This is a genomic window from Mesorhizobium sp. M1217 (assembly GCF_040318275.1).
Classification (GTDB): Bacteria; Pseudomonadota; Alphaproteobacteria; order Rhizobiales; family Rhizobiaceae; genus Mesorhizobium.
Genome location: NZ_JAMYMA010000006.1, coordinates 293,108 through 308,195 on the forward strand (window position 1 = coordinate 293,108; position 15,088 = coordinate 308,195).

At 63.8% G+C, this 15,088-nt stretch carries 16 protein-coding genes and 1 pseudogene; 13 read left to right on the top strand and 4 right to left on the bottom strand.

Annotated features, from left to right (window positions below; translation table 11 throughout):
- Positions 1-3 precede the first annotated feature (3 nt).
- Positions 4-522 (top strand): hypothetical protein, encoded by a 519-nt coding sequence (locus NKH37_RS13080; protein WP_353003538.1) that lies wholly within the window; start codon positions 4-6, stop codon positions 520-522.
- A gap of 191 nt (positions 523-713) precedes the next feature.
- Here the strand turns inward: NKH37_RS13080 and NKH37_RS13085 are convergent, their stop codons facing one another.
- Both NKH37_RS13085 and NKH37_RS13090 read right to left on the bottom strand, forming a co-directional pair.
- Entirely contained in the window at positions 714-983 is a 270-nt protein-coding gene (locus NKH37_RS13085; protein WP_023718100.1) for a DUF982 domain-containing protein, read from the bottom strand.
- A gap of 137 nt (positions 984-1,120) precedes the next feature.
- Positions 1,121-1,333 carry a hypothetical protein gene (locus NKH37_RS13090; RefSeq protein ID WP_245278542.1) on the bottom strand — a complete coding sequence of 71 codons (213 nt, stop codon included), beginning with the start codon at positions 1,331-1,333 and terminating at the stop codon, positions 1,121-1,123.
- A 341-nt stretch (positions 1,334-1,674) separates the two neighbouring features.
- Between NKH37_RS13090 and NKH37_RS13095 the strand changes: the two genes are divergently transcribed.
- The 9 genes from NKH37_RS13095 to NKH37_RS13135 all read left to right on the top strand — a co-directional run bounded on the left by NKH37_RS13095 (position 1,675) and on the right by NKH37_RS13135 (position 9,377).
- Positions 1,675-2,151, top strand: a complete 477-nt coding sequence (locus NKH37_RS13095; protein WP_023718098.1) for an Hsp20 family protein — start codon at positions 1,675-1,677, stop codon at positions 2,149-2,151.
- Between the two features lie 29 nt (positions 2,152-2,180).
- Positions 2,181-2,702: an Hsp20/alpha crystallin family protein gene (locus NKH37_RS13100; RefSeq protein WP_353041072.1), complete on the top strand. Its 522-nt coding sequence runs from the start codon at positions 2,181-2,183 to the stop codon at positions 2,700-2,702.
- Positions 2,703-2,772: 70 nt separating this feature from the next.
- Positions 2,773-3,453: a hypothetical protein gene (locus tag NKH37_RS13105; protein WP_353003542.1), complete on the top strand. Its 681-nt coding sequence runs from the start codon at positions 2,773-2,775 to the stop codon at positions 3,451-3,453.
- Positions 3,454-3,560: 107 nt separating this feature from the next.
- Positions 3,561-4,163: a CDP-alcohol phosphatidyltransferase family protein gene (locus tag NKH37_RS13110; protein ID WP_353003544.1), complete on the top strand. Its 603-nt coding sequence runs from the start codon at positions 3,561-3,563 to the stop codon at positions 4,161-4,163.
- A gap of 26 nt (positions 4,164-4,189) precedes the next feature.
- Entirely contained in the window at positions 4,190-5,977 is a 1,788-nt protein-coding gene (locus NKH37_RS13115; RefSeq protein WP_353003546.1) for a bifunctional alpha/beta hydrolase/class I SAM-dependent methyltransferase, read from the top strand.
- Between the two features lie 2 nt (positions 5,978-5,979).
- Positions 5,980-7,323, top strand: coding sequence for a phosphatase PAP2/dual specificity phosphatase family protein (locus tag NKH37_RS13120; RefSeq protein ID WP_353003548.1), 1,344 nt, complete (start codon positions 5,980-5,982; stop codon positions 7,321-7,323).
- Positions 7,320-7,748, top strand: coding sequence for a hypothetical protein (locus tag NKH37_RS13125; protein ID WP_031195380.1), 429 nt, complete (start codon positions 7,320-7,322; stop codon positions 7,746-7,748). The genes NKH37_RS13120 and NKH37_RS13125 overlap by 4 nt, the downstream gene beginning before the upstream one ends.
- 8 nt (positions 7,749-7,756) lie before the next feature.
- Positions 7,757-8,419 (top strand): lysophospholipid acyltransferase family protein, encoded by a 663-nt coding sequence (locus tag NKH37_RS13130; RefSeq protein WP_352481645.1) that lies wholly within the window; start codon positions 7,757-7,759, stop codon positions 8,417-8,419.
- 22 nt (positions 8,420-8,441) lie between these two features.
- Positions 8,442-9,377, top strand: a complete 936-nt coding sequence (locus NKH37_RS13135; RefSeq protein ID WP_353003739.1) for a phosphatidate cytidylyltransferase — start codon at positions 8,442-8,444, stop codon at positions 9,375-9,377.
- Positions 9,378-9,509: 132 nt separating this feature from the next.
- Here the strand turns inward: NKH37_RS13135 and NKH37_RS13140 are convergent, their stop codons facing one another.
- A complete protein-coding gene (locus NKH37_RS13140; protein WP_502895811.1) occupies positions 9,510-11,507 on the bottom strand; it encodes an AI-2E family transporter in 1,998 nt (665 codons plus the stop codon).
- Between the two features lie 272 nt (positions 11,508-11,779).
- On the opposite strand from NKH37_RS13140, the gene NKH37_RS13145 reads away from it, so the two are divergent.
- The gene (locus NKH37_RS13145) at positions 11,780-12,073 is read left to right on the top strand and encodes a hypothetical protein (RefSeq protein ID WP_352481646.1); all 294 of its coding nucleotides are present in this window, start codon (positions 11,780-11,782) and stop codon (positions 12,071-12,073) included.
- A 103-nt stretch (positions 12,074-12,176) separates the two neighbouring features.
- On the opposite strand, the pseudogene NKH37_RS13150 reads toward NKH37_RS13145, so the two are convergent.
- A pseudogene (locus NKH37_RS13150) lies at positions 12,177-12,519 on the bottom strand (cupin domain-containing protein).
- A 166-nt stretch (positions 12,520-12,685) separates the two neighbouring features.
- On the opposite strand from NKH37_RS13150, the gene NKH37_RS13155 reads away from it, so the two are divergent.
- Both NKH37_RS13155 and NKH37_RS13160 read left to right on the top strand, forming a co-directional pair.
- Positions 12,686-12,907 (top strand): alkylphosphonate utilization protein, encoded by a 222-nt coding sequence (locus NKH37_RS13155; RefSeq protein WP_023722948.1) that lies wholly within the window; start codon positions 12,686-12,688, stop codon positions 12,905-12,907.
- A 198-nt stretch (positions 12,908-13,105) separates the two neighbouring features.
- Positions 13,106-15,073 carry an acyltransferase family protein gene (locus NKH37_RS13160; RefSeq protein WP_031195376.1) on the top strand — a complete coding sequence of 656 codons (1,968 nt, stop codon included), beginning with the start codon at positions 13,106-13,108 and terminating at the stop codon, positions 15,071-15,073.
- The last annotated feature ends 15 nt before the right edge of the window (positions 15,074-15,088 follow it).

Here is a 15,088-nt window from a genome sequence, read left to right on the forward strand (position 1 = left end):
TAGATGAGTGCGTTCTCTCTTTCATCGGACGGGAAACTTGCGATAACGGCGAGCCAGACGTCGTCCAAAAATGACTTCGACTATTTGGTGGGCAACTGGAACATCAGGAACCGTACGTTGAAGGAACCGCTGGCCGGCAGCGACGAGTGGGAGGAATTCGACGCGACCCAAGAGTTCCGCCAAATCCTGGTGGGTTTGGGCAACTTCGACATTTTTCGTACGGAGTTGGGAGGAAAGCCGTTCGAGGGCCTCACCGTGCGATTGTTCGATCCAAAGACGCGTCTCTGGACGATCTACTGGGCCGACAGCAACGCGGGCAAACTCGACGACGGAAAGGTGGGCTCGTTCAATGGCGACGAAGGCGAATTCTTCGGCCGTGAGGTTGTGGCCGGCAAGGACGTTATCGTAAAATTCCACTGGGATAAGCGCAACCCGCAAACCCCGATTTACAGCCGTGCGTTCTCCGCTGATGCAGGCAGAACGTGGGAATGGAATTGGTACTCGCACTTTTCACGACGGTGACTAACTGAGTTGGCCCAAGCAAAATCCCGCTCCTTCGCGTGTAGCCAAGGGAAATCCCGAGCCGGACTCTTATGTCAGTGGGTACAAGTCAGGTGGGTACCGCTAGACAGCGGACAAAGTCTCCGGAGTGGGGGAAAGGCAGCTGCCTCTCCCCACTTGTTTTGGATCTCACAATATCGGAGGGGTCCGGACTAGCCGGCGTGGTCGACAGGCTTGCGGGCCGATGCGAGCAACCCGGCCTTGCGCGCCGCCCTGGCGAAGGCCTTGCGCGCATCACGCGCGGTGTGCCAACCGTCGAGCGCGTCCCGGCAGGTCCGATAGGCAGCGCGCCAACTCCGGCCGCGTGCACGGTCCGGCCACTGCTGGCGCATGCATTCGATGGCTTCCCAACTGCTGGCGACCTTGCGCTCGCTGGATTGGAATTTCAACGTGATCGGCTCGGCAAAGCGGACGTCGTCCATCACTTCCTCCGTGTCTTGTGATCGTCTTCTTGTTTGAGCAGCAACGTCATGCTGGCGGGCACCGGCGGCCGGCCGGCGCCGCTGAAGGACATGGTTCGTCTCTCTGCGCGGTTCAAGAGCATCGCGGAAATGGCCGGTTATTCCTCCTCGTCCGGCCCTTGCAGCAGTTCGATCAGCATCGCTACTCTTGCCGTCGGCAGCGGTCGGCCCTCGTTCACCAGCGCCTCGTCGGCGGCGATCCAGGCCAGGGCCTCACGCAATTCTTGGACCGTCCCGTCTGTCGCCGCAATGTCGGCGATAACGGCGTCGTCGACCGGGCCCACCACAGAAATGATCTCGTCGCGTGTCATGGTCAGCTCCATCTGCGATTGCCGGGAACGGAGCCCCGGCAACAGAGGAATCTGGGTCTTGACCTGCGGCAGACAATAACCCGCCGGGGAACTCGGCGTTGGCGATTGAAGCCAGCTGGCAAACAGGCAATCTCCTGCCGGACATCTCGCCGCAAATAGGGAGATTGGCAGCCTCGCCGAACCGACCGAAAAACCGGCAACGCGAAAGCCGCCGGGTCTTGACTTGCGGCGGACAATAACCAGATCGATGGCACCGGTCGCCGAAATGGGGCCGGCGAAACCAGGGAGCGCCAGCTCTTTGGCGCTCCTCGTATCTATGTTGCTCGATGGAGGATGTAGCTATGAGAACCGCATTCGACTTTTCCCCGCTCTATCGGTCGAGCATCGGCTTCGACCGCGTCTTCAACCTGCTGGAAAATGCCCCGCAGGCTTTCGACGCGTGGCCGCCCTATGACATCGCGCGCAGCGGCGAGAACAACTACCGCGTCACCATCGCCGTCGCTGGCTTTTCCGAGGACGACCTCGAAATCACCCATGAACCCAACCTCCTGATTGTCTCCGGCCAGCACAAGGAGCCGGATAACGCGGAGTATCTGCATCATGGCCTCGCCGCACGGCCCTTTACCCGCCGTTTCGAGCTTGCTGATCACGTCAAGGTCGCGGGCGCCACGCTCGACAACGGCCTGCTCAGCATCGATCTGGTACGTGAGGTGCCCGAGGAGATGAAGCCTCGGCGCATCGCCATCGCGACCGATGTCGCCTCGCCGAAGACCGGGCCGAAGGTCGCGCAAGACGAAGCAAACAAGCAGGCTGCCTGAATGCACCAGTCGAGAAAGGAGACTATGCAATGGCTATTCGTGATCTCATTCCCTGGGGCCGGGAGAACAATCAGGCCCCCAGCCTGTTCCGCGACGGCGATCGCGATCCCTTCCTGACGCTGCATCGCGAGATGAACCGCTTGTTCGACGAGGCGTTCCGCGGCTTCGACACGCGGCTGCCGTCGCTCGGTGGCTTCTCCGCTGCCCGCGCCAGCTGGCCCAGTGTCGAAATCTCCGATGGCGAAAAGGAGATCCGCGTCACCGCCGAGATCCCCGGCATGGACGAGAAGGACATCGAGCTGCTGCTCGATGACGGCGTACTGACGCTGCGCGGCGAGAAGCGTGAAGAGACCGAGGACAAGGACAGGCAGTTCTCCGAACGCTTCTATGGCCGTTTCGAGCGGCGTATCCCGCTCGGCTACGAAGTCGACGAAGGCAAGGTGAACGCCGCGTTCCGGAACGGAGTGCTCAGCGTGCCGCTGCCGAAGACGGAGCGCGCCCAGGGCAAGGCCAAGCGTATCGCCATCAACGACGGCAACGGCAAGTCCTGATGGCTCGCATCAGGACGACGACCCTCCCTTCTGCCCTGCCGGTTCCGGCGGGCAGAGGGGGCAACTGTCGATGACCCGTTCTCCCGACGCTCCGGTTCCGCCTGACCAGGCGCAGCAAGCCCTGCAGTGCCTGACGACCGAGCATTTCGTGCTGCAAAATGCTCGCGCCGCGACCATTCAGGAAGCGAACCAGCGAGCCGATCTGTTCCTGACCTCGGTCTCGAGCGCAACCATTGCCTTGTCCTTCGTCGCGCAGGTCACGGAGATGGGCAGGCCGTTCGTGCTGTTCAGCCTGATCTTGCTGCCTTGCCTTTTCTTCATCGGCCTGGTCACCTTCGTGCGCGCCGTGCAGGTTGCCATCGAGGACATGGTGCACGCCCGCGGCATGGCCAGGATCCGCCACTATTTCGTCGAGCTGACGCCCGTCCTGCAAAAATACCTTGTCAATTCCACACATGACGATCCCTCGGCGGTGCTGGTCGACAAGGGCCTCAGGCCCTCACCGCTGCAATATTTCATGACCACCGCGGGGATGGTGGGCACGATCAATGGCGCCATCGCCGGCGTCTTCACCGGCATCGTTGTAAAGTCCGCGTTTGGCGGGGGCATGACGCCCGGCGTGATTTGCGGGCTGACGGTCTTCGCCGCATGCATTCTCGTCCTGCGGCGTTATCATAGTCGCGCCTGGGCGGCGGCCGAACAAAGCTTGCCCGCACTGTTCCCGGGCGACACGATCAAAGAGAGGACATAGCCGTCCGGCAAGTTTGCCGGAAAGTGGTGGGCGCCGCCCTTGCGTCTTGCGCGCCAATTGACCATCCTCGCCAACATCACTTTGCACCGCGGCCGGGGGGTTCGCACATGCCGACGCTTTATGCGCTGAAACCGGCCTTCCAGGCCAGGTTGCGGCCGCTTGCCGACGGACTGGCCAGGGCCGGCGTCACGGCCAACCAGATCACGCTGCTGGCCGCTGCCCTCTCGCTCGTCACCGGCCTTGTGGTGGCAGCCCTTGCCGGCCACCGCATGGTCTTTCTGCTGATGCCGCTCGTGCTGTTTACGCGAATGGCGCTGAACGCGATCGACGGCATGCTGGCAAGGGAACATGGCCAGGCCTCGAAGCTCGGCATGTATCTCAACGAGCTCTGCGATGTTGTCTCCGATCTCGCTTTGATCCTGGCCTTTGCCGTCATTTTTCCTGCCTGGGGCGTCGTTGCATTCGCTATCGCGGCGGTGATTGCGGAATTCGCCGGCGTGCTCGGCATCGCGGCCGGAGCGGGGCGCAACTATGCCGGCCCCTTCGGCAAAAGCGATCGGGCGCTGGCGCTTGGCATCCTCGCGGTGCTTAGCGCGTCCGGCCTGTGGGTCCCGGCGCTCACGCCGCTCGTGTTTCCGGCCATGGCTACACTCTCGCTGGTGACCGCCATCAACCGGATACGCGGCGGCCTTAACGGGAACGGCAGCTGAATTCCGGTCTCGCCAGGGAGAACAACATGCTTCACCAACAGACGGTTGCCGCCGTGGCTCCAGCCAACGTCGAGCGGGTGGCGCAGGAGCGCAGCTTCAAGAGCCATGACGGCACCGAGATCTTTTATCGCTATTGGCCGGCGCTGTCGGAACATCGCAAGGGTGCCATCCTGCTGTTCCATCGCGGCCACGAGCATGGCGGCCGCATGGCGCATCTGATCGACGAGCTCCAGATGCCCGACCACGCCTTCTATGCCTGGGACGCGCGTGGCAATGGCCGCTCCGCCGGCGAGCGCGGCTATGCGCCGTCGTTTGCCGCGCTGGTGCGCGACATCGATTGCTTCGTGCGCGAGATCGGCAGTGACGGCTTTGCCCGGCGCGATATAGCGTTGATCGCGCAATCCTTCGGCGCCGTGCTTGCCGCCGCCTGGGTGCACGACTATGCGCCTGACATTCGCGCCCTGGTGCTGGCCTCGCCGGCCTTCTCGGTCAAGCTCTACGTGCCCTTCGCCAAGCAAGGCATTGCGTTGTGGCAGAAGCTGAAGGGCCGTTTCTTCGTCAATTCCTACGTCAAGGCGAAATTCCTGACGCATGATCCCGAGCGCATCGCCTCCTTCGACGCCGACCCACTGATCACCCGGCCGATCGCCTCCAACATCCTGGTCGAACTCTACGACCACGCAGCGCGCATCGTCGCCGATGCCCGCGCCATCACCGTGCCGACACAGCTTCTGATCTCCGGCAGCGACTGGGTGGTGCGGCATGGACCGCAGCACGAGTTTTTCGTCAATCTGGCGAGCCCGGCCAAGGAGCGGCATGTGCTGCCCGGCTTCTTCCACGACACTTTGGGCGAGCGCGACCGCCACAAGGCACTCGACCTGATCAGGCCTTTCCTCGAAAAGCAGTTCGCGGCGCCGGAAAAGCCGCTCGACCTGACCGGGGCCGACCGCGCCGGCTACACACGCGAAGAGGCCGACCGGCTGGCCTCGCCGCTGCCGCTACTGTCACCCAAAGGTCTCTACTGGGCAATGAGCCGCGCCTCGATCCGCATGGGCGCATGGCTGTCGTCCGGCATGAAGACCGGGATTGCCACCGGCTTCGATTCCGGCTCGACGCTCGACTATGTCTACGAGAACGATGCGCGGGGCATCGGCCCCGGCGGCCGCATGATCGACCGCACCTTTCTCGATGCTATTGGCTGGCGCGGCATCCGCCAGCGCAAGCTGCATCTGGAAGAGCTGATCGGCAGTGCCGCTGAGACGCTGAAGGCCGCCGGCCGGCCGGTCCATATCGTCGATATCGCCGCCGGCCATGGCCGCTACGTGCTCGATGCTGTGCAGAAATGCGCCGAGCCGCCGGCCAGCGTGCGGCTGCAGGATTTCTCCGAGCTCAACATCTCGCTCGGCCGCAAGCTGATCGCCGAGCGCAAGCTGCCGGCGAGCGTCTCGTTCCATCAAGGTGACGCCTTCGACGCCACGATGCTGGCCGGCCTCGACCCGGCGCCGGATCTCGCCATCGTCTCGGGGCTCTACGAATTGTTTTCCGACAATGCCATGATCGCCCGCTCGCTCGGTGGACTGGCCGGCGCCATGCAGCCCGGAAGCCTGCTCGTCTACACCAACCAGCCCTGGCATCCGCAGCTCGAGATGATCGCGCGCAGCCTGACCTCGCATCGCGGCGGCCAGGCCTGGGTGATGCGCCGGCGCACGCAGGCCGAGATGGACCAGTTGGTGGCGGGCGCCGGATTCGAGAAGCTCGACCAGCGCATCGACCAGTGGGGCATCTTCACCGTTTCGATCGCCCGGCGCGTCTGAGCATGGACTTGCCTGCCTCTGCCTTGCCTCGCGATGCCCCTGCCCTTCCGGCCTTGCCGCGCGAGCCGTATCCCGGGATAGTCCTGCGCGCCGCGCTGTGGCTGGCATTTCTGGCGCCGTTCTTCTACTCCACCTACGGCTTCGCCAACTGGCTGGCGTCGCGGCGCGACGATGTCGGCAGCATCGTCTTCGGCTGGGAGCATGGCATCCCGTTCCTTGCCTGGACGATCGTGCCCTACTGGTCGATCAATCTACTCTACGGCCTGTCGCTGCTGTTGAACAATTCGAAGAACGGCGTCGACCGCCTCGCCGGCCGCTATCTGACGGCGCAGATCATCGCCGTCGCCTGCTTTATCCTGTTCCCGCTGACGGCGACCTTCGTGCGTCCGCAGACAAGCGGCCTGCCCGGTTTCATGTTCGCCGTGCTCGGCGGCTTCGACAAGCCCTTCAACCAGGCGCCGTCGCTGCACATCGCACTACTGGTCATCATCTGGGACCATTGGCGTCACAGGTTGACCGGCATCGCCGGCGCCGCCTGGCATGTCTGGTGTTTCCTGATCGGCGCGTCGGTGCTGACGACGTGGCAGCACCATTTCATCGACATTCCGACCGGCGCGCTGCTCGGCCTTTTCGCTCTGTGGCTGTTTCCGCGCGACGGCGAGCTGCCATTCGACGGCTTCCGCCTGAGCGTTGACCCGAAAGCGCGGCGGCTGGCGCTGTTCTATGCGCTCGGCGCAAGCCTTGCGCTGGCCAGTGCCGCTGCCGGCGCGTTGGTCTCGGCGCTGTGGCTCATCCTGTTGTGGCCGGCACTGGCGCTGGCCATCGTCGCTTTCGCCTATGCCGGCGCCGGCGCCAAAGTGTTCCAGAAAACAGCTGATGGCCGCGTGTCGCTGGCCAGCCGTCTCCTGCTTTGGCCCTACCGCCTTGTTGCCAGGGTCAATGTGTGGGCGTGGACGCGAAAGCTTCCAGCGCAGATCGTCATCGCCGACGGTGTTTGCCTCGGCCGTTTTCCGACCGCCGCCGAGGCCGACGCCTTCGGCACGGTGGTCGATCTTGCCGGCGAATTGGAAAGGCCGCGTGGCGCCTCGATCCGCTGGGTGAGCCTGCCCATGGTCGACCTTTTGCCGCCGTCTCGCGAGGCGCGTGCGCAAGCGGTGGCGGCGATCGAGACGGCGCGGGGCCAAGGCACGGTGCTGGTCTGCTGTGCGCTTGGCTTCCAGCGCAGCGCCGCCGTCGTCGCCGAATGGCTGGTCGCCAGCGGCCGGGCCGACACGCCGGCTCAGGCGCGAGGCAAGCTCGCCGCCGCGGGCCGGCCGGTGCATCTTGGCGTGGACGCACCGGCATGACCGCCTTTCGAGATAGGGCCGAGACGTTCGCCGCCGGGCTGATGGTGCAGGTGGCATGGCCGCTGCTGCTGGTTGCCGCTGCCTTGCTGGCGGCGCCGGTCGTCGGCCTGGCGGCAGTGCCGCAAACATCGTCGCTGTCGGCGGTAGCCTGGCTGATCGCCGCAGCGGGTGCCATAGCCACAATCATTCTCTCGGCCCTGCTTTTGTTCGACGCGCTGCTGTTCCGGCTGATGGCCAGCCACGCCAGCGAGGCAGGCGGCGGTGCCGCGGTCGACGATGTGCTGGCGCGCATGCGGCTGAAACCCACGGCGGCCGGCGGCCGCTCGCTCGACCAGCGGATAGCCGGCACGCGCCGCCTGCTTGCCAAGCAGCGTATCACGTTCGGCCTGTTCGCGGCGGCCTCGGTCGTCGCGGCATTCTTTTGAGCCCCTACATGACAAAGCTTCGTGTCAGCACCTATACCTTGCTGCAGACGGTGACCTCGGTCGGCCTGTCGGCGCTGGCCTGGGCGGTCACCGGCGTGCGGCCGATCTGGAACGGCAGCCAGCCATCGGACCGGCAGCGCATCTACTTCGCCAACCATGCCAGCCACGGCGATTTCATCCTGCTGTCGGCCTGCCTCAGCGAGAAGGAACGCGCCAGTACCCATGCGGTGGCCGCCGCCGATTATTGGGGCAAGACGCGGCTGCGCCGTTTCATTGCCGAGGACATGCTGTCTTCCGTGCTGATCCACCGGCAGTGGACGGATGAAACACAGCACCCGATCTCGATCATGCTGTCAGTGCTCGATCAGGGCCATTCGCTGATCCTGTTTCCCGAAGGCACGCGCAACATGACCGACGAACCGCTGCTGCCGTTCCGCTCCGGCCTCTACAATCTGTCGATGGCGCGGCCCGATGTCGAACTCATCCCGTGCTGGATTGAGAACATGTCGCGGGTGCTGCCCAAGGGGCAATTCGTGCCGGTGCCGCTGCTTTGCCGTGTCGTCTTCGGCGCGCCGATCGCTATTCAACCGGGTGAGGAACGCCGCGCCTTTCTCGACCGTGCCCGCGAAACGCTGCTGGCGCTGAACCCCCGGCCGCAACGAGACGATTGAGGACCAAGGCAAAATGCTGCCGATGATGCACGAAACCCTCATTCTGATTGTCGGCCTACTGGCGGTGCTGATCAGCGCCAGCGTCGTCGCCGGCGTCTTGTCATGGCGCGCGCCAAAACCGTTGTCGCCGACGCTGGTCAACCTCACCCAGCGCATCAATGCCTGGTGGGTGATGGTGGTGGCGATCACCGTTGCCTTCTTCTTCGGCCGCCCCGGCATGACCATCCTGTTCGCGCTGATTTCCTTCGCCGCTCTGCGCGAATTCGTGACGCTGACACACAGCCGCCGCAGCGACCACTGGGTGCTGCTCGGCATGTTCGGCATCGTCATCCCGTTCCAGTACTGGTTGGTGTGGACCGCCTGGTACGGGCTCTTCACCATCTTCATCCCGGTCTACTGCTTCCTGCTGATGCCGGCGATCACCGCGCTGCACGGCGACACCGAGCGCTTTCTCGAGCGCGTCTCGGCGCAGCAATGGGCGGTCATGATCTCGGTCTACTGCGTCAGCCACGTGCCGGCGCTGCTAACATTCGAAGTACCCGGTTTCGAAGGCCGCAACCTGTTGCTGATCGCCTTCCTGATCATCACCGTGCAAGGCAGCGACGTGCTGCAATATATCTTCGGCAAACTGTTCGGCCGGCATCTCCTGGCGCCGACGGTCTCGCCGTCGAAGACTTGGGAGGGACTGGTCGGCGGGCTGGCGGCATCGAGCCTGCTCGGCGCGCTGCTGTCGTTCCTGACGCCGTTTTCGCCGCTGCAGGCGGCCGGCGTCGCTCTGGTCGCCTGCCTGATGGGATTCTTCGGCGGGCTGGTCGCCTCCGCCATCAAGCGCGATCAGGGCGTCAAGGACTGGGGCCACCTGATCGAAGGCCATGGCGGCATGATGGACCGTGCCGACAGCCTGGTCTTCGCCGCCCCGGTGTTCTTTCATACGGTGCGCTATTTCTGGACAGTATGAGGGTTGGCGCCGTTTGCCGCGGCACCGTCCGGACGGTTCAGCGCGACTTTGCGAAGATAACCTGATCCGTTTCGTTATTACCGTTTTCGCGAAAACGGTAATAACCCCACCTGCCGCCGTCGTTCGCCGCGCTTATTTTGCCGCGGCGAGCGGCTCTTTCTTGCGCGCCGGCACCAGGCGGCGCATGCGGCGTTTGGCGGTGGTCTTCAGCGCCACCGGCGGATTGCTGGACAACGCACCGAGCACCGCACCGACCATTCCGTGTGCGACGAAATCAGCGTTGATCTCATTGGCCAATTTGGCGGCTGCCTCCTGGTTGTCACTGTCGGGTTCCGACCACAACACGATACCCACCCGCAACCTTGGTTTGGCGCGTTTCAGCCGACGGACCAGGAACCGGCCGTGCTTGACGGAATTCCGGTTCAAAAATCCGACGACGGCGGTATCGATAGCGTCGAGCTCAAGGCGGCGAATGCTCCCCGGTTCCATATCGGCGAAGCTCGCTCTCAACACCGTGGCGCCCTGGACTTCGAGCACCTGTGCCAGCATGGCGGCAGCCGCGTCGTCGAGTTCGCCGCGCCCTCCGGCGCACAGCACCGACATGCCCGTGCCATCCGGTAGTTCGGTGTCGTCCCCGCCCTGAACCTCCCCCTGAACCTGCTTGTCCTCGCGTGAGCCGTTGTCCTCGGCCGCGGCAGTGTCGCCCGCTTCCGCCTCCTCCTGCGCGCTGTCGTCGAGGTTCGCCACCATCGTCAGCGCGCTGCCCGCGACCTGCTGTCGTTGCTCATCGCTCAACACACCACGCACACGGTCCTGCTCGCCGAGCAGAAGTGCGGGAATCGCGACCTTGTCGTAGAACTCGACCAGATATTCTTCCTCCAGCATCTCCTCGGCATGGTCCGTCGCTTCCTCGGGATCGCCGGCCAGCAGCCGCTGGTAAAGCCGGGCGTGCGGTTCGAGCACGGGTTCGTTGCCGAACAGAACGTCGAGGAATTCGAACTGCGGCACATGTCGGCCGAGCACGACGAGGCAGACCGTGAGCGGCGTCGACAGAACGAGGCCCAATGGCCCCCAGAGCCAGGTCCAGAAGATCGCCGCAACGATAATAGCCAATGGCGACAGCCCGGTGCGCGAGCCATAGAGCCAGGGTTCGATCACGTTGCCGGTGATCAGTTCCACCACCACGAAAAGCCCGGCGGTCCATAGCACGAGCGACCAGCCGGGCGCCACGGCTAGCGCCAGGAACAGAGGCAGCAGCGTCGCGATAACCGGGCCGATATAGGGAACGAAGCGCAGCGCCAGCGCCAGCAAACCCCACAGCAATGGATTGGGTATGCCCAGCAGCCAAAGTCCGATTGCAATCGGAACGGCATAGACGATGTTCACGACCAATTGCATGAGCAGATAGCGGCCGACGCGCTTGCCGGCATCCTGCAGCGCCTCGGTGGTTCGATGCAGATCGCCGTAGCCGACGAGGCGTATGAAGCGATCGCGCAGGTCCTCCCGCTCGAGCAGCATGAATATGACCACCACGACGATCAGTCCGGCCGATGCCAGCGGGCTCAGCAGCGGGCCGATCAGATTCTGGAGAACCTCGAGCGGTCGTTCGCGCGCGACGATTTCGACCGGGATCGGCTCCCGCGGAGGCTGATCGGCGGCGGGTTGCGCGGGTTCCGGTCTGTCGAGTTCCTGGCCGACGCGTTCGATCACCCGGCTCAATCTGGAAACGATGCCTCCGCCGACGCCGGTTTCCTTGAGCGACCGGACCTTGGTCAGGATATTCGCCTGGTAAAGCGGGATGTTCTGCGCCAGTTCACTGACCTGTGTGGCGACTATGAAGGAGAACAGCGCCAGCACCGTGAATGCGCCGAGCACGCTGGCGATCACGGCAGGAAGACGCGGAATGCCGGCTCGCTTGAGTGCCGACACCATCGGCACAAGCGCAAAGGTAAGCAGCAGGGCGATTGCGATCGGCAGAAAGACCTCGCGCCCGAAATAGAGCGCCGCGACGGCCGTCACGACCGACGCTACGCTGGGCAACGATGTGCGCGGAAGCGCCCTGGCCGCGGAAACAATGCTCGCCCGCCGGGTCTCCGACAGGTGCGCGCCGTTTCGACTATTTGCCGCCACTTGATACCTCCGCCCCGCCATCGCCATGATCGGGCATATTGAGCCGGCGTGCAACTTCGCAGCCTCTCCTACAGCGAAGCTTTGATTTGCCGTCGTTTGGCTTGCTGCCGGCAGCGCGGCAATTCCGTCACGGTAGAATTTTTTGCATAAATGGCGGCACCAGCAATCCTGTTCCATGCTTGCGCCAGAACGTGGAACTTTTGGGTCAAAACGCCGTTCCTTCGTAGATCGCTAGTGGACAACCTCAAGGCAGCAGCTCAGGAGGAATGATCATGAACATCAAGATGCTTTGCATGGGCGCGATGGCGCTTTCAATGATGACCGGCGCAGCGCTTGCCGCCGGTGCCACTGGCACTTCGGCGCTCGACGATCCGCAGAAAATGTCGCCCTTCTTCACCGATGCCGGCATGAAGACCATGAAGCCGGCAGCCGAATTCAAGACCGCATGGATGGCCATGTCCAAAGAGGACCAGGCGATGATGATGAAGGAATGCGGCGACGAGGCCATTGCCAAGGAGCATGACGATTTCTGCAAGATGACCAAGCAACTCGGCGGCGCCAACTAGGCAGGTCGGTTCAGCACAATCGCAGTGGCGGGCAGATGCCCGCCATCTTCGTTTTGGGACCTTCGGTTCAGTCGGGCGCAAACGTCAATCGCACTATTCGGCGTCAGCCGATCCTGACGACGAAGTGCTTGGTCACCGGCTCGATGATCTTCCACGTCCCCTTCCACCACGAAGGCATCGCCGGGGCCGACTTCGACAGGCGCGCCGCCGTCGGGCGTGATGACGATACGGCCGGCTATCATGTGCACGAACTCATAGTCGCTGTAGGTCGCGTGATAGGTGCCCGGGCTCGCCTGCCAGGTCCCCGACATGACCTTGCCGTCCTCGGTAATGTGCTGGACGGCGGTCTTCATGGTCGGCTCACCTTCGACCACGACCCATCCCGCGAGATCGCCGGTCTCGGCGTTCTCGACGGCGCCGAATTTGAGGATGGTCTTGTCTGTCATGGTCGGCTCCGTCTTGAATTGTGCCGGGATGGCTGCCGGTCAATAGCTGATGCACCTGACCCCGGCAACGCGGCTTGACCCGGCCGCTTGACCTCCCCGCCAACCGTGGGATAGGCCGGGGACTGGCCCAACCACCTCCGCACCGGAGCCCCGCGAAAGACCTGCCATGACGGACACGATCGTAAGAGACAGCAATGGCACGGCGCTGCACGAGGGCGACTCCGTGACCCTGATCAAGGATCTCAAGGTCAAAGGCACCTCGGAGACGATCAAGCGCGGCATGCTGGTGAAGAACATTCGCCTCACCGGCAATCCCGGCGAGATCGAATGCAGCACCAGGCAGGTAAAGGGCCTGGTGCTGAAGACCGAGTTTTTGAAAAAGGCGTGATTGCCTCGGCACCCTTCGCTTCGCTTCAATATCAATCGCTCTCATGACTGAACCGCTCATGTGAGTGAATCGCCCACGCCAGGAGTTGGAGGAGCCGCGCCCTCCCCCTATGTTGCACTGCGTTAGATTTGTTGCATTGCAATATCAGCGCATCGGGTCGAGCCTCTGCGAGGTGGGTATTCCTTGCACGAGGTGACTGTGTCGGCATCATTTCGGCCTGACATCGAAGGGCTGCGCGCGCTGGCGGTGGCGGGTGTCATTGCCTTTCATTTTGGTCTCTCCGGTCTGCCCGGCGGCTTTGCCGGCGTCGACATCTTCTTCGTCATCTCCGGCTACCTGATTACAAAACACCTGGTTACGGAAATCACCGAAACCGGGCGGCTGAATCTCTGGCGCTTCTACGCCCGGCGCGCCCGGCGCCTGTTGCCGGCGGCACTGTTCGTCATCCTCGCCACGCTGTTCGCGGGTTATTTCATCCTGTCGCCGGAGGAACAGGCGCTCTATTCGAAAGGCGCCATGTTCGCCTCCGCCTACATGATCAACCTCTGGCTGATCCGCTGGTCGTTTGACTATTTCGCCGCCGACGCCACCAACAACCCTTTCATCCACTTCTGGTCGCTCTCGGTCGAGGAACAGTTCTACCTGGCATGGCCGGCGCTGCTTCTTGCCGCCGCATGGCTGCGCCCAGGCAAGCGCACCGCTATAATCGTCATCGGCGTCGCAGGCCTAGCCTCCTTCGCCGCCTGCGCCTGGCTGACCGAAGTGTCGCAGCCTTGGGCCTTTTACTTCTCGCCGCTCAGGGCCTGGGAATTCGCCGCCGGCGGCCTCGCCACCATGGCGCCAGCAAGGATCTGGCGCGACCGGCCGCTGCTGGCCACCCTCCAGGCATGCCTCGGGCTGGCGCTGATCGCGTGGGCCTATCTGATGCTGGACGAAGACTCGCCCTTTCCCGGGGTGAATGCGCTGGCGCCTGTCGCCGGCACCGTGCTGCTGCTGCTCAGCGGCAGCGGCCGCAACCTGCCAAGCGCCGTGCTGGCGCTGGCGCCCCTGCAATGGCTGGGCCGGCTTTCCTATTCGCTCTACCTCTGGCATTGGCCGGTCATCGTCTATGCGGCGATGATGGTTCCCAACCTGTCCACGCTTGACCGGCTTGCCTGCGCGGCGCTGACGCTGCTTCTGTCGATGTTCACCTATCATTTCATCGAGAACCCGATCCGCCGCAACGGCTGGCTGATGGCCGGAGCGGCGCGGGCGCTGGTGCCCGCCGTCGCGCTGACCGGCGCCGGCGTGGTCGCGGCCTATGGCAATGCGCGCTTTGCCGAGCACAATCTCAGCCCCGAACAGCACGTCATCGCCGACAGCGCCGCGCAGCTCTCCACCGTGCGCGCGAGCGACGGCGGCTGCGTGCTCGATTTCGAGACCGTCAAGCCGAAACCCTGCATGTTCGGCCGCAAGGACGCCCAGCGCTCGGTCGTGCTGTTCGGCGACTCGCATGCCGACCATTGGTCGACGCCGCTGATCAAGGCGGCCGAGAAGAACAACTTTCGCGTCGTCACCTTTCTCAAATCCTCCTGCCGGGCTTCGCGGGTGACGACCTGGAATTGGCGGCTGAAGCGCGACTACACCGAGTGCGACCAATGGCGCCAGCAGTCGGTCAAGGACATCATCGCGCTCAATCCGCAACTGGTGGTGATCTCGGAATTCTCGATCGGCAATGTGATCAAGGAATCGCCCGAGGAGTTAAAGCACGCCGATTGGCAAGAGCAGTGGCGGACGGGCCTGACCTGGACGCTTCAAGCATTCAGCCAGGCCGGCATCAAGGTCGCGGTCATCAGGGACGTGCCCTACAATGCAAGCTACGCCGACAAATGCGTGGCGCGGGCGCTGTGGCGGGGACAGACGCCCGCGACATGCGATACGCCGAGGATCATGGCGGCAAATGACGACATCGCCACGATCGAGCGCGACATCGTGCGCTCGACACCCAACGCCAGCTATATCGACATGACCGACCGCTTCTGCGACCAGACCACCTGCCACGTCTTCATCGACGGCAAACTCGCCTTCCGCGACCGCCACCATCTGGCAACGCCCTTCGCCGAGACGCTCGAGCCGGCGGTGGAGCGGGCGCTGTTTTCGGATGTGATGGCGGCGGCTGTGAAGTAACGGTGCCGGCAGCCT

Coding starts and splice junctions, on each gene's coding strand:
- NKH37_RS13080 (WP_353003538.1), top strand. CDS start 4: ATGAGTGCGTTCTCTCTTTCATCGGACGGGAAACTTGCGATAACGGCG.
- NKH37_RS13145 (WP_352481646.1), top strand. CDS start 11,780: ATGAACATCAAGATGCTTTGCATGGGCGCGATGGCGCTTTCAATGATG.
- NKH37_RS13120 (WP_353003548.1), top strand. CDS start 5,980: ATGGACTTGCCTGCCTCTGCCTTGCCTCGCGATGCCCCTGCCCTTCCG.
- NKH37_RS13085 (WP_023718100.1), bottom strand. CDS start 983: ATGGACGACGTCCGCTTTGCCGAGCCGATCACGTTGAAATTCCAATCC.
- NKH37_RS13095 (WP_023718098.1), top strand. CDS start 1,675: ATGAGAACCGCATTCGACTTTTCCCCGCTCTATCGGTCGAGCATCGGC.
- NKH37_RS13100 (WP_353041072.1), top strand. CDS start 2,181: ATGGCTATTCGTGATCTCATTCCCTGGGGCCGGGAGAACAATCAGGCC.
- NKH37_RS13125 (WP_031195380.1), top strand. CDS start 7,320: ATGACCGCCTTTCGAGATAGGGCCGAGACGTTCGCCGCCGGGCTGATG.
- NKH37_RS13110 (WP_353003544.1), top strand. CDS start 3,561: ATGCCGACGCTTTATGCGCTGAAACCGGCCTTCCAGGCCAGGTTGCGG.
- NKH37_RS13135 (WP_353003739.1), top strand. CDS start 8,442: ATGATGCACGAAACCCTCATTCTGATTGTCGGCCTACTGGCGGTGCTG.
- NKH37_RS13105 (WP_353003542.1), top strand. CDS start 2,773: ATGACCCGTTCTCCCGACGCTCCGGTTCCGCCTGACCAGGCGCAGCAA.
- NKH37_RS13130 (WP_352481645.1), top strand. CDS start 7,757: ATGACAAAGCTTCGTGTCAGCACCTATACCTTGCTGCAGACGGTGACC.
- NKH37_RS13090 (WP_245278542.1), bottom strand. CDS start 1,333: ATGACACGCGACGAGATCATTTCTGTGGTGGGCCCGGTCGACGACGCC.
- NKH37_RS13155 (WP_023722948.1), top strand. CDS start 12,686: ATGACGGACACGATCGTAAGAGACAGCAATGGCACGGCGCTGCACGAG.
- NKH37_RS13115 (WP_353003546.1), top strand. CDS start 4,190: ATGCTTCACCAACAGACGGTTGCCGCCGTGGCTCCAGCCAACGTCGAG.